Below are 12,580 nucleotides of genomic sequence, written 5' to 3' on the forward strand. Positions count from 1 at the left end.
GTGGAACCGCACGGCGACGGCACCGGTCCCCTCGCAGCCGGGTACCGGGTCGCGACCATCGGTCCGTACCGCTGACCGAGAGCCGTACCGGGTCGCGGCCATCGGCCCGTACCGCTGACCGACGTGCTTCCTGTGGGGGTACGAGCGAGGCGTAGGCCCGAATCGTGCCCGACCGCCCGGATGCCGGGTCGGCTCGGCCGCCCCGCTCGGACAGCGGTTGGGGTACCGACGGGACGCGGCGCCCACGTACCGGCCCTCGGCACGGCCCTGCCCGGCAGGAGGCTCCATGCACAGGGACTCCGGGGCGCGCGGGCGCCTCGTACAGCGTTGGTCCGCACGCCTTGCCCTCGTGGCCGGGCTCGCCGCGGTCGTGGTCCTTCTCGTCTTCGCCGGAGTCAAGAGCATCACGCTCCTGGGCTCCGGTCTGGCCGGGTCGGCCATATCGGCCGCGAGCCTGTGGTGGGCACTGACCCTGCGTGGAATCGGCCGACTGCTCGCCTTCGCCCTGGCCGTCGTCGCCCCGCTCGCGGTGCTGGCGCTCTACGCGTGGGCGGAGCTGCTGTGGGTCGTGCTCGTCTCCCTCGCCCTGTGGGCCCTCGGGGTCTCCGCCGGAGGAGCGGCACTCAGCAGGGACATCGGGCAGACCGGCCCCCCGGAGATGCGGACCGCTCCTCCCCGGCACCCCTTCCTCATCATGAATCCACGATCGGGCGGTGGAAAGGTGGGGTTGTTCCATCTCAGGGAAAAGGCCGAGGCCCTCGACGCGGATGTCCTCCTGCTGGACACAGCTCATCAGCAGGATGTGGTGGCGCTCGCCGGCAAGGCGGTCGAACGCGGCGCCGACCTGCTCGGAGTCGCGGGCGGCGACGGCACACAGGCCCTGGTCGCCGGAGTCGCCGCCAGGCACGGCATTCCCTTCATGGTGATCCCGGCCGGGACCCGCAACCACTTCGCCCTCGCCCTCGGCCTGGACCGGGACGACCCGTCGACCTGCCTGGACGCGCTCACCGACGGCGTTGAACTCCGCGTCGACCTCGGCTTCATCGGTGAGCGTGCCTTCGTCAACAACGCGTCCTTCGGCACCTACGCGGCCGTGGTGCAGAGTCCCGCCTACCGCGACGACAAGGTCCGCACCATCCTCCAGACGCTTCCCGACCTGCTGACCCGCCGACGCGGTCCCCGGCTGACCGTCCGCACCCCGGACACGGTCATCGAAGGCCCCCAGGCCGTGCTCGTCAGCAACAACCCCTACCGGATGGGAGACCTCGCCGGCCTCGGGCGCCGTGAGGTCCTGGATTCAGGTGCCCTCGGCGTCCTGGGCATCAATGTCGACAATGCCGCGCAGGCAGCCGAGCTGCTCGCCGGAAGGCGCGCGCCCGGCCTCACCGCCCTGACCGCACAGGAGGTCGTCGTCGATGCGGACGAGCCCGAGATCGAAGCCGGGGTCGACGGTGAGGCACTGACCCTGCCCACGCCCGTACGATGCACGATCCGGCACCGGGCCCTGCGCGTCCGGGTCCCACGGCACCGCCCTGGGGTGCCCCGGACCAGGGCCCGCATGGACTGGCGGCGGCTACGGGAGCTGGCGCTGAGCTGAGGAAGCTGTCGCCCTTCGGACGCCGCCGGCTGAATGACTCCGGCTCAGGACGTTTTCGAGGCGGACCGCTTCGCGGTTCTGCTCCTGCTGGTGCCCGTGCTGCCCCGACCGGGCTCGGCGGGCGCCTTCTTCCGCCCCTTGGCCTTCCCTGTGGCGGCGACCGTCCGCGATTGAGCTGTCCGGGTCGGTGCGGTCGGCCACTTGAACTCGATCTCCAGCTCGATCTCCCCATTGCCGATCCCGACCTCTATCTCGCCACGAAGGTCGTCGGGGATCCGCAGGCTCAGCGTTCCGGAGCCGAGTTCGAGTTCGGCTTCCCCTCCCTCCCTCAGCGCGGCGGCGAGTGCCGTGAGTTGGTCAGCCGCCTCAAGGCGTGACAGAGAGCGCTTCTGCTCGAACTTGAGGTCCTTCATGAGCATCTCCATTCCAGAAGGAAAGTGCGGATAACGCCCATTCTGCTGCCGAGTGCCCGATCGGACATCCTCATGCCCGGCGCCCCCAGGCGCGGGGCCCTGAAGCGTTCTAGGGTGGTGAGGAGTCCCCCGCCCGCGGAATTCGGGCGCTCGCGTACGGAACGAGCGCCGGCCGACCCCGCACGGTCCGGGTGGCCCGCCTACCCGGCGCCGAGCAGTTCGCCGATCACCTGGCGCGCCGTCGCCGCCATCACCAGGTTCGTCTCCCGGTAGTACGAGAGCTCCATGAGCGCGATGGACAGCGCCCATCCCCGCCCCCGCGCCCAGGTCGCGTCGTCCGCCGCCACCGCCGTACGGAAACTCCCCCGGGCCCCGGAGGGCAGCAGGTACCAGGCCGCGATGAGGTCGACCGCGGAGTCGGCCAGGCCCATGCAGCCGAAGTCGATGACCGCGCCGAGCCGGCCGTCCGCGACCAGTACGTTGCCCGGCTGGAGGTCCCCGTGGACCCAGACGGCGGGGCCGGACGCGGCGGGGGCCCGCAGCGCCTCGTCCCATACGGTGGTCGTGGCGGCCGTGTCGAGGTGGCCGCGCAGGGCCACGATGGCGGCTCGGGTCGCGGTGTCCCGGCTCGCCAGCGTTTCGCCGCGGTACGCGACCGGGCCGTCCGCGGGATCGACCCGCCGGATCGCGGTGACGAACTCCGCGAGGTCCGCGGCGAAGGGGAGCGGGTCGACGGGGTTGTCGCGGCCCGGGTTCCCGCCGTCCAGCCAGCGGCACACGGACCAGGACCAGGGGTAGCCCTCCGCCGGTACGCCCTGGGCGAGCGGGGCCGGGATGGCGAACGGGAGCCGCGGGGCGAGGTACGGCAGCCAGCGGCACTCCGTCTCCGCGTCGTTCGCGCCGCCCTCCCGGAGCGGAAGCCGTACGGCCTTGTCGGCGCCGAGGCGGTAGATCGCGTTGACCGTGCCGCGGGAGGCGACCCGCTCCACCGGAAGGTCCGCCCACTGCGGGAACTGCGTGGCGATCAGTCGGCGTACGAGGGGGACATCAGTGGCCATGCCGGTGATCGAACCGGGTTCCCCGCCGCCCCGCAACAGCATTCCTCCGCCTCGCGGATCGCCATCAGCGTCCGCGTGGTACACCGACTCCGCCGCGTGAAAGGCCAGTTGGCGGAAGGTCCAGCCGGTTCCCGGCGCGTGGTCGTGCCGCTCGGGAGTCAGGGCGTCGAGCCGGTTGGCCCAGATGCGGGCCGGCCGGACCAGGCGGCAGCCGGCACCGCGACACCCGGCGCCCAAGCGACGAGCGCCGGACACGCCCCGCCGAGTGCCCGAGCGCACCTCGCCGAGTGCCGGACGCGCCCGCCCGAGTGCCGGACGTGCCCGCCCGAGTGCCCGAGCGCGCCACGCCGAGTGCCGGTCGAGTCCCGCCCAAGTCCCGCCCGAGTCCCGCCCGAGTGCCGGACATTCACGGGCACTTCACCCAGGAGTCAGCCGCACACCCTCCAGGGCTGGTGCGCGCTGTCTAGCGTCGCGGGTACAGACCGGTTACTGAAACGTTATGCCGTCACCTCGGTACGCCGTTACGCCATCACGCCGGTACGCACCAGAGAACAGGGACCCCCGTGAGATTCGCCCCCCTCGTGATCGCCGCGACCTCCGTCGCACTCGTCTCCCCCCTCGCCGCCCAGGCGCAGGACCGGCCCCAGGCCCAGAGCCCGGCGCAGTCCCACCCCCACAAGCCCGGTCACGGCACCCCCGCCGCTCCCGGCGTCAGCGTGCCCGGCGGGCGTTACGAGCACCCGGTGTCGGTGAAGTTCAAGGCCGAGCGCGGAGTCACCGTCCGGTACACGCTCGACGGCACCACGCCCACCCGCGACAGCCACGCCTTCCGTTCCGGCCATCCGCTGCGGATCACCAAGGACACCAATGTCACCGCCGTCGCCTTCCGCGGCAACAAGGCCGGCGTCCCGGTGTCGTACGGCTATCTGATCAAGACCCGTGAGAAGCCGCTCGCCAAGCTCGTCGTCATGTCGGACGTCCACATCGGCAGCCACGCGACGGCGGACAAGAAGTACGAGAGCTTCTTCGACACCATCGGGTCCATCTTCCCCAAGCCCGACGCGATCCTGTCCAACGGCGACATGATCAACGACAACGGCGACGGCAAGGGCCCCGACCACAAGATCGTCTCCGAGATCTTCCAGGCCAACCTCGCCCGCAAGGGCATGACCGGCACCCAGCTGCTGATCTCCAACGGCAACCACGACGCCAGCCTCGGCGCGATCCGGGCCGGCTACCCCAAGGCATGGTTCCCCGACTCGGGCGGCGGTTACTACGAGTCGAAGGTGAAGGGCCTGCCCGTCCTCACCGTCAACACGGAGACGTACAACTCCAGCACCGCCCAGCGCACCTGGCTCAAGGAGCGGCTCACGGCGATCACCGGCGACCCCGCCAACGCGGGCAAGCCGGTCCTCGTCCAGGGCCACCGGCCCACCACCGGCACGACGATGGACGGCCAGCAGGCCGCGAACCCGCTGCTGGCCGAGGATCTGAGCGCCTTCCCGCAGGCCATCCTCTTCTCCGGCCACTCCCACCTGAACATCAACGACGACCGCTCCATCCACCAGCGCGACTTCACCTCCGTCAACGACGGCTCGATGAGCTACATCGAGATCGACCACGGCTACCAGATGGTGACGGACGAGGGCCTCGCCAACCGCTTCGAGTCGCCCACCGCCCAGGCGCTCTTCGTCGAGGTCTACAAGAACCGCACCGAGATAGCCCGGGTCAACATGGCCGCGGACAAGCACGACATCTACACCGGCGGCCAGTGGTCGGCGAACTGGCAGCCGCCGTACGCGAGCGCGGGCACCCTCAGCGGCGACACCTGGACGGTGCGGCTGAAGGGCTCGACCAGCCAGGAGATCAAGAGGAACTTCCGGTACACCGCCGCCGAACGCAACACCGTGGCGCCGAAGTTCACCACCCGCAAGCCCCTCAAGGACGTACGTGACGCGAAGGGCGGCACCGCGCTGCGGATCGCGCAGGCCAAGGACGACCAGATGGTGCACCACTACAACGTGGACATCACCGACGCCTCGACCGGTGCCTCCGTCGTGTCCTCCAAGGTGCTCTCGGACTTCTACTTCACCCCTCGCCCCAACACCCTCGACATCCCGGTCCCGGGCGCGGTGAAGGGCCACCGGTACGTGGCCAGGGTCGTCGCCGTCGACGCGTACGGGAACGCCTCCCCGGCCGCCTCGCTGACGTTCCGCAAGTAGCACGTGTCCCGGTCGCCACAGGGTGGTTGACCTCCCACAGACAGCGGCCGACGCGCCTCGGGAGGCGGTCGGCCCCGCGTGAGCGGCACACGAACCGCGCGCCCCTTCCCTGCCACCGTTGCCGGGAAGGGGCGCGCGGTCGCCCGTTCCGCGCTCGCAGAGGAGGCACCGGGCGCCGGAGCCGCGCACGCACCCCGGCGGCCGGCCGGCCCGCGATCAGCCGGCCCGCGGGCGGCTCAGCGCAGTTCCTCCGGGCACGGGGTGCCGGGCTGGAGCTGGTACGGGGCCGCCAGCCGGTACACCCCGGGCTCCGGGGCGAGCAGCTCGGTCCACTCGTCGCCCTCCGGGTTCTCCTCCACCTGGATCAGGCAGCCGTGCGTATTGGCGAACGTCTTGGGGGCGTTCTCGTCCTGCTTCGACCGCCGCTTCGACTCCTCGGTCTCCTGCGGCCGGTCCAGGCTCCTGCCCTCCTCGTCGACCACCGCAAGCCAGCGCGAGTACGGGATCCGGATCAGCACCCGGCCGGCCGACTTCACCCGGATCGTCAGCTCGTCCGCGCCCGCCCGCTCCACCGTCGCGGGCGGGTCGGCCATCGGCACCGGGTCCAGGACCCGGAACAGCTTCCAGTTGGAGTCGCCCCAGATCTTCGTCAGATACGGCTGGCCCTTCTCGACGAGCGCCGCCTCCGTCGCGGCCCCGCTGTCCGGCTTCCCCGTGGGCAGCACGACATAGTGCACGGCCCAGCGGTCCAGCCACTCCCGGTAGTTCATGGCGTTGAGGGTGTCGTCGTAGAAGAGCGGGTTGCGCTTCATGTCGGCCTGGCGGTTCCAGCCGCGGGCGAGGTTGACGTACGGCGCGAGCGCCGACGCCTCCCGGTGGCTGCTCGCGGGCACCACTTCCACCCGGCCCCGCTCCGCCCCCACCTCCTGGAGCTCATTCACCAGCGGGGCCAGCTCACGGGCCCAGGACGCGGTCGGGGCGGTACGGACGATGTCGTCGACGCCCTTGAAGCCGATCCAGAAGTTCAGCCCGGCGAAGGCGAGGACCAGCGCGTACCAGCGGCGGGTCCGGGGCGCCGTGTACGGCAGGGCGGCCAGCAGCGTCACCCCGGCGAACAGCATCGCCATGCGGGTGACGTTCGACCCGATCTGCGAGTCGACGACGTACGTCAGCAGCGTTCCGACACCGTAGACGGCGGCCGCCGTGCGGACCGTCTTCCAGTCGCGCGGTACGAGGACGAAGATGATCACCGCGAAGATGAACGGCAGCGACAGCGTCCCGACCGACATCGGCTGCGTACCGGAGAACGGGAACAGCCACGAGGACAGCGCCACCACCGCGACCGGGGCGAGGCCCAGCGCGTACGCGCCGGGGCGCCGCTTGTGGAGGAAGAGCGCGGCGGCGACCACACCGAGGAAGAGCCCGGCGACCGGGCTGGCGGCGGTCGCGAGTCCGGCCAGCGGCGCGGCGACGGCCGCCTTGGCCCACCGCTTGTAGCGCCACTTGTGCGGCCAGCAGAACACGGCGGCGACGGCACCGACCGCGAACATCATGCCGAGCCCGAACGTCACACGTCCGGAGAGCGCGTTGCACAGATAGGCGAAGGCCCCGGCGAGCGAGCAGGCCAGTGGATTGCGCACGGCGCGGACCCGGACCAGGATCATCGCGGTCAGCGCGGCGGACACCGTACCGACGATCATCATCGTCGTACGGACGCCGAGCACCGACATCAGATACGGCGACACGACGCTGTACGAGACGGGGTGCATGCCCCCGTACCAGGCGAGGTTGTACGCGGTGCCGGGATGCCGGCCGACGAACTCGGCCCAGGCGTCCTGCGCCGCGATGTCACCGCCGCTGTTCGCGAAGAAGAAGAACCACAGGACATGGGTGACCGCCGCGGCCGCCGTCGTGATCGTGACCGGATGCCGCAGCAGACGCCGGAACCGGCTGCGCCGCGGCGCAGCGGCGGTCGTGGTGGCGTCGCCGGTGACGGGTTCGGCGGTACGCGGAGCGGGCAGCCGGATCCGTGCGGCCGGGCTGCCGCCGAGCTCACCGTTCCCGGTGCTGTGGTCGGTGCTGCTGTCCGCCTCGCGGCCGGGTCTCGGCTCCGCGGTGGTCACTACGGCTCTCCCCGTCGTCCGCCGGGCCCCGTACTTCCCTGATAAGGACGCGGTCCCGGCGTCCCCAGTTGCCCGGGGACGCTAACACGTACGCGGCCGGGCGGGGGGCGCCGGGATCGACGCCCCCCACCACGGCCCACGTGGTTTCGCCGGATCAGCCGACCCGGGTCAGCTTCTTGTCGAAGGCCGGTTCCGCCAACTCGCTCCGGAGCGCGACCGGCACCTTCACCTGGCTGGCGCCCTCGCCCACGGTCAGGGTGCCGACCTCGGTCCCGGCCGGCGCGGAGTTCGGCACCGTCTTCCCGCCGTCGGTGAGTTCGAGCTTCACCGTGAGCCCGGCCCAGCCGACCGCCCGCACGTCCTTGGTGGCGACGACCGGCGTCGTGCCGCCGAGGCCGTCGTCGACGGCGCCGACGACCTGCCCCTTCTTCACGATCTTCGCGCCCTTCAGCTCGTCCTGGGTGGCGATCATGACCTTCTTGCTCGCCGCGTTGACCGCGTCGATGATCGAGGACTCGCTGTACTGGCCGAGCACCGCGCCGACGATCAGCTGGTCGGTACCGTCGACCATCTTGTGCGCCGCGAAGAGCAGGTTGCCGCCCGCCTTGGTGGTCGAACCGGTCTTGATCCCCAGGGCTCCGTCGAAGGGCACGAGGGTGTTGTAGTTCCGCCAGGTCTTGCCCGACGGGTCCTTCCACTCCGGCAGCTTGGTGATGTCCATCAGCGCCGGGATCTCGACCAGCTTCTCGCCCAGCTTCACCAGGTCCTCCGCCGTGCTCACCGTCGTCGCGTTGAGCCCGGAGGGGTCGGTGTAGGTGGTGTTCTTCATGCCGAGCTGCTTCGCGGTGTCGTTCATCTTCGTGACGAACGCCTTCTCGGAACCGGCGTCCCAGCGTGCCAGCAGCCGCGCGATGTTGTTCGCGGACGGGATCATGAGGGCGGACAGCGCGTCCTTCTCGCTGATCTTGTCGCCCTTCTTCACCGTGTCCAGGGTCGACTCGCCCTCGGTGAAGAGCTGGCCGTCGGACTCGCCCTTCGCGTCGACCTCGATCGACGGACCGTCCTCGCCCCGCTTCAGCGGGTGGTCCCTGAGCACGATGTACGCGGTCATCGCCTTGGCGACACTCGCGATCGGCACGGGCTTCTGCTCACCGAACAAGTCGACCACGCCCAGCCCGGTCGCCGCCATGTAGCCCTGGCCCTGGTCCGGCCACGGCAGCTTCGGCTTACTGCCTTCGAAGGTGTACGTCGGCTGCGCCGTCAGCTGGAGCGTGGGGGTCGGCAGCGGGCGCACCATCTGCACGATCGCAAAGACGACCAGCAGGAGCAGGACCAGCGGGGTCCAGATCTTGACCCGCCGGACCGCGGTGCGGACGGGGGTCTCCTGCGGCGGCGGGGTGTTCGTCAGCTCGGCGAGCAGGTCGAGCGGCGGCTTGGGCGGCAGCGGCTGCTGCCTGGTCCGCTCGGGCTCGGCCGCCCATGCCGGGCGCGGGGCGGGCGTCGGGGCCGGCTTGGCCGCCTTGTCCGGGGCCGCCTCGGGTCCACCGGCCGCCGGAGCGGCCGGCTCGGGCTTGCGGGGCGCGGGAGTGGGCCGTACGTCGTCCGAGCGCAGCGGCACGAACTTACTGGTCCGCTCGGCCGCGGTCTCCGGCTTCGCCTCGCGCGGCGGAATCTTCAGCGCGGTCGTCGGATGGTCGACGTGCGCGGCCTTGGATGCCTCGGACGACTCGGGCGCCTTGGCGTCCTTCTTGGCTTCCTTCGGCATCTTCGGTGCCTTGAAGACGGCCGTGGGCTGATCGATTCCGCGCAGGTCGGAGGTGGGTTCCGCGGGTTTCGCGTCGCCGTCGCCGTCGCTGCCACCGTTGCCGTCGCCGTCGCTGCCACCGTTGCCGTCGCCGTCGCCGTCATCAGCGGAGGCTTCGGCATCCGGTCCCGAGGCCGAGTCCGATTCCGAGGCGGGGACCACCGCTTCCCCACGGGACTTCGGGACCCGGGCTTCGCCCGACCCCTTGGCGGTCCCGTCGGTCCCGTGTGTCCCGTCGGACGCCTCGGCATCATCGGACGCCTTGGCCCCGCTGGTGACGGCCTCGTCGGATTCCGCGTCGTCCTCGCTGTCGACCCAGGCGGCCACCGCGGCACGGAGCCGCGCGTCGCCGGGCTCGGCAGCGGGCTCGTCGCCCTCCGCGGCCGCATCGGACTCGCCGGAACCGGTGGCCTTCGCCGCCGCCTCCGTCACCGCCGCCTCGGCCGACCCATCCGCCCCATCGGTCTCGTCCGCCTCAGGCGCCTCAGGCGCCGCGCTGCCCGCCTCGGCCCCCTCGCTCGCTCCCGCACCCTCCGGAGGCGTGGAGCCCCCTTCAGGGCCCGTGGAGGCCGCAGTCGCCGCCGCGCCGCCCTCGGCATCGGCGGGACGGGTGCGGAAGACCGCGGTCGCGGTGTCCGTCGTACGGTCCGTCACGCTTCCGGCACCCGCATCCGTCTCGGCACCCGCACCCGCGTCGGCACCCGCGTCGGCATCACCGTCCGCGGCCGCATCCGGTGCCTCGGCCCGGTCCGACGCCGTATCCGGCGTCGCATCCGTGTCCGGGGCCGCATCAGCGGCCGGTTCACGGAACACGGCAAGACGCGGGTCACGTTCCTCCGGAGCCGTCCCCGACGACTTCTGCTGCTCCGTTTTATCGGGGGACTCGCCCGCCACCGATGCCTCCTCATGCGCTGCGGGGGCAACCCCGCGCTGTCCGAACCATCTACCAGTGTCCTGTGTGAACCCCTGGCCCGGCTGCTAGACGAGAACGACATACCTACTGGTTCCCATACATAGCGGTCAGGCGCTCTCGACAGACCAATGTGAGAGGGGTCACCCTGTCATTCATCCACGCGGGGAGGCATGGATGGGCAGGAGCCGCAGAACAATTCCGGAGGAGCTTCTGCTGCTCGCTCTGGACCCGACCACGGGTACCACAGCGCAGCCGCAGTCGCTCGACCTCGGCCTGGCCGGGGCACAGCTAGTAGAGCTGGCTCTGGCAGGACGGATAGCCCCTGACGGGGATCGTATCGCCGTGGTGATGCCACGGCCGACAGGAGATCCGACTCTGGACTCCGCACTGGAACTGCTGCGCCGTCGCGGCAGCCCGGTCCGGGCCGTCCACTGGATCGGCGGACCCCGGCTGGGGCTGCGCCAGATCTACCTCGCTCATCTGGAGCGGTGCGGCATGGTGCATGCCGTGGCGGGCCAGATGTGCGGAGTGCTGCCGACGACTCGCTACCAGGCGACGGACACGGCAATCAGCCGGGACATCAGAGCCCGGCTGGACAGTGCGATCCGCACCGGCGTACCGCCGGACCCGCGGACCGCGGCGCTCGCCGCACTGGCCCACGCGGTCGGACTCGGCAAGCACCTGTACCCCGGGAACGAGGGGCGTTCATCGCGCTCCCGGCTCCGGGATCTGATCAGGCACGACCCGATGGGCGGCCTCGTGGCGCATGCCGTGATGGACGTCCAGAACGGGGTGGCCGTCCAGCCACGCCGTAACCAGCAGGCAGCGGGGGTGCCGTTGCAACCGCAAGCGCAGTCGCGCCGCGGCACCATGGCACAGACCGCCGCACACTGACCGCACGGTGCGCCGCACGGAGCAGGGAACAGCGCTCCGCGCGGCGCACCGCACGGACAGCCGAATACCGCCGCACCGACGTCCCCAAGACCCGGTTCGGGAGCCGCACCACGCGCGGGGCAGCCGGGTCCACCGGCTGCCCCGCGCGCCTGCGTGTGGCCGTTTCCCAGCGCGGCCGGTGCCGGGGGTGGCAATCTGCTGAGCAGTAGATACGCACAGCTACATAGCCGGAGGTGCCGTTTCCGTGCCGTCCCATGTCAATCCCACTGTCAGGCGACGCCGATTGGGCCAGGAACTGCGCCGCCTGCGCGAGCTCAAGGGCATGACCGCCGAGGAGGTGGCGGAGCGGCTGCTGGTCTCGCAGTCGAAGATCAGCCGACTGGAGAACGGCCGCCGCTCCATCAGCCAGCGCGACGTCCGCGATCTGTGCGGGGTGTACGAGGTCGAGGACCACCGGATCGTCGACTCGCTGATGCAGATGGCCAAGGACTCCCGCCAGCAGGGCTGGTGGCACGCCTTCGGCGATATTCCGTACAGCGTCTACATCGGTCTGGAGACCGACGCGGAGTCGCTGCGCGTCTACGAACCGCAGGTCATCCCGGGACTGTTGCAGACGCGGGCGTACGCCGAGGCGCTGATCAACGGCGCGCTGCCGGAGACACCGCCGACCGACATCGAGAAGCGGGTCAACGTACGCGCCCGTCGCCAGGACCGGGTCAACGCGCCCGAGCAACCGCTGCGGCTGTGGGCCGTGATCGACGAGTCGGCGCTGATGCGGGCGGTCGGCGGCAAGCAGGTGATGCGGGAGCAGCTGGAGCACCTCATCGAGCAGTCGCAGCTGCCCCATGTGACCGTGCAGGTACTGCCGTTCGACATGGGAGCGCACCCGGGCATCAACGGGCAGTACGCGATTCTGGAGTTCCCGGACGCCGCCGACTCCAGCGTCGTCTACATCGAAGGCGTCACCAGCGATCTCTATCTGGAGAAAGCGAACGATGTGCAGCGATACAGCGTCATGTACGAGCACCTGCGGGCGCAGTCGCTGAATGTGGAACAGACCCGGCAGTTCATCAGCGAGATCGCCAAGCGGTACACCAACTGAAACAGGACAGCCGCTACGCCTGTTTTGCGAGAAATGGAATGATGCCGGGTGAGAGGCGACGGCAGAGTACACCGTCGCCACCTCACGGCGGAAGACCCGCATGGAATATGCCATCCGGTCGAGTGAACGGCCACTTCACGCCGGGAAGTTGGCGAGTAGCGTCGATCACGCCAACCGGAATCAGGTTGGTGCGACCCACCCAACTCTCTGAACCGGAGTGAACATGGCTATTCTTCAGGGTGCTACGGAAATGTGGACGAAGTCTTCTTACTCCGGGGGCAACGGCGCGTGCGTCGAGGTCAAGTCCCCGGTCGCTCTGTCCATCGCCGTGCGTGACTCGAAGGCTCCCGAGGGCCCGTCGATCACCTTCGTGCCCGGCGCCTGGAACGCGTTCGTGCGCGATGTCGCCGAAGGCGTCATCAACGCCTGACCGGCCGGTTCGTCGGTCGCACCG

9 protein-coding genes are annotated in these 12,580 nt (G+C 70.6%); 5 read left to right on the top strand and 4 right to left on the bottom strand.

Annotated features, from left to right (window positions below; genetic code table 11):
* Positions 1 to 286: 286 nt before the first annotated feature.
* Positions 287 to 1,597 (top strand): diacylglycerol/lipid kinase family protein, encoded by a 1,311-nt coding sequence (locus OG251_RS16505; protein ID WP_326677904.1) that lies wholly within the window; start codon positions 287 to 289, stop codon positions 1,595 to 1,597.
* A 44-nt stretch (positions 1,598 to 1,641) separates the two neighbouring features.
* Here OG251_RS16505 and OG251_RS16510 read toward each other — a convergent pair whose 3' ends face one another.
* Both OG251_RS16510 and OG251_RS16515 read right to left on the bottom strand, forming a co-directional pair.
* The gene (locus OG251_RS16510) at positions 1,642 to 2,010 is read right to left on the bottom strand and encodes an amphi-Trp domain-containing protein (RefSeq protein ID WP_326677905.1); all 369 of its coding nucleotides are present in this window, start codon (positions 2,008 to 2,010) and stop codon (positions 1,642 to 1,644) included.
* 200 nt (positions 2,011 to 2,210) lie between these two features.
* Positions 2,211 to 3,068: an aminoglycoside phosphotransferase family protein gene (locus OG251_RS16515; protein WP_326677906.1), complete on the bottom strand. Its 858-nt coding sequence runs from the start codon at positions 3,066 to 3,068 to the stop codon at positions 2,211 to 2,213.
* Between the two features lie 563 nt (positions 3,069 to 3,631).
* Here OG251_RS16515 and OG251_RS16520 point away from each other — a divergent pair.
* On the top strand, positions 3,632 to 5,290 hold the full coding sequence (locus OG251_RS16520) for a chitobiase/beta-hexosaminidase C-terminal domain-containing protein (protein ID WP_326677907.1): 1,659 nt from the start codon (positions 3,632 to 3,634) through the stop codon (positions 5,288 to 5,290).
* A 236-nt stretch (positions 5,291 to 5,526) separates the two neighbouring features.
* Here the strand turns inward: OG251_RS16520 and OG251_RS16525 are convergent, their stop codons facing one another.
* Both OG251_RS16525 and OG251_RS16530 read right to left on the bottom strand, forming a co-directional pair.
* Positions 5,527 to 7,413, bottom strand: coding sequence for an MFS transporter (locus tag OG251_RS16525; protein WP_326677908.1), 1,887 nt, complete (start codon positions 7,411 to 7,413; stop codon positions 5,527 to 5,529).
* A gap of 154 nt (positions 7,414 to 7,567) precedes the next feature.
* Entirely contained in the window at positions 7,568 to 10,111 is a 2,544-nt protein-coding gene (locus OG251_RS16530; protein ID WP_326677909.1) for a hypothetical protein, read from the bottom strand.
* Between the two features lie 193 nt (positions 10,112 to 10,304).
* On the opposite strand from OG251_RS16530, the gene OG251_RS16535 reads away from it, so the two are divergent.
* The 3 genes from OG251_RS16535 (at position 10,305) to OG251_RS16545 (ending at position 12,556) form a co-directional block, all read left to right on the top strand.
* Positions 10,305 to 11,024 carry a GOLPH3/VPS74 family protein gene (locus tag OG251_RS16535; RefSeq protein ID WP_326677910.1) on the top strand — a complete coding sequence of 240 codons (720 nt, stop codon included), beginning with the start codon at positions 10,305 to 10,307 and terminating at the stop codon, positions 11,022 to 11,024.
* A 244-nt stretch (positions 11,025 to 11,268) separates the two neighbouring features.
* On the top strand, positions 11,269 to 12,126 hold the full coding sequence (locus OG251_RS16540) for a helix-turn-helix domain-containing protein (RefSeq protein WP_326677911.1): 858 nt from the start codon (positions 11,269 to 11,271) through the stop codon (positions 12,124 to 12,126).
* A 223-nt stretch (positions 12,127 to 12,349) separates the two neighbouring features.
* Entirely contained in the window at positions 12,350 to 12,556 is a 207-nt protein-coding gene (locus tag OG251_RS16545) for a DUF397 domain-containing protein (RefSeq protein ID WP_073725728.1), read from the top strand.
* Positions 12,557 to 12,580 lie beyond the last annotated feature (24 nt).

Origin of the sequence: Streptomyces sp. NBC_01237 (genome assembly GCF_035917275.1) — a bacterium.
Taxonomy (GTDB): Bacteria; Actinomycetota; Actinomycetes; order Streptomycetales; family Streptomycetaceae; genus Streptomyces.

Bases quoted from the DNA above. Each gene is read 5' to 3' on its own strand.
- OG251_RS16515 (WP_326677906.1), bottom strand. From the start codon at position 3,068: ATGGCCACTGATGTCCCCCTCGTACGCCGACTGATCGCCACGCAGTTC.
- OG251_RS16510 (WP_326677905.1), bottom strand. From the start codon at position 2,010: ATGAAGGACCTCAAGTTCGAGCAGAAGCGCTCTCTGTCACGCCTTGAG.
- OG251_RS16505 (WP_326677904.1), top strand. From the start codon at position 287: ATGCACAGGGACTCCGGGGCGCGCGGGCGCCTCGTACAGCGTTGGTCC.
- OG251_RS16545 (WP_073725728.1), top strand. From the start codon at position 12,350: ATGGCTATTCTTCAGGGTGCTACGGAAATGTGGACGAAGTCTTCTTAC.
- OG251_RS16535 (WP_326677910.1), top strand. From the start codon at position 10,305: ATGGGCAGGAGCCGCAGAACAATTCCGGAGGAGCTTCTGCTGCTCGCT.